This window comes from Paraburkholderia sp. SIMBA_054 (genome assembly GCF_046534875.1).
GTDB lineage: Bacteria > Pseudomonadota > Gammaproteobacteria > Burkholderiales > Burkholderiaceae > Paraburkholderia > Paraburkholderia hospita.
On record NZ_JAWRXV010000343.1, the window covers coordinates 1 to 370 of the forward strand.

The following is a 370-nucleotide window of genomic DNA, read 5'->3' on the forward strand; positions in this document are numbered from 1 at the left end:
GTAGGCCGCCATGTTCAACACGAACATCTGGTCCACCTTCTTCAAGCCACGCACCATGACCTGGCGCATGCGTCCCATGGTCTTGGCCCATCCGAAACCTTGTTCGATCAACTTGCGTTTTTGCTGCGAAATGGCGTAGCCCACGCTTGAGGCAATCGTATCGGGCACCGCTGAACGCCGGCCCGAAGTGTTTTGTGCAACGTGCGGTGTAACCTTCATCGCCCGGCAGGCCTCGATAAATTCCTGTGCGTCGTAACCCTTGTCCGCACCCAGCGTGATTTCCACGTCGGGGTCTTCTGCCACTTGCCTTGCATCGTTGATCATGATCTTGGCCGCCTCGCGTTCAGCGTGCCCGTCAGCACTGGTCACG

The 370-nt window shown here is 58.1% G+C and carries 1 protein-coding gene; it reads right to left on the reverse strand.

The window, feature by feature from the left end:
* Positions 1-370, reverse strand: a 370-nt coding sequence (locus SB822_RS55390; RefSeq protein WP_410858882.1) for a transposase, incomplete at both ends; no start/stop codon positions are given.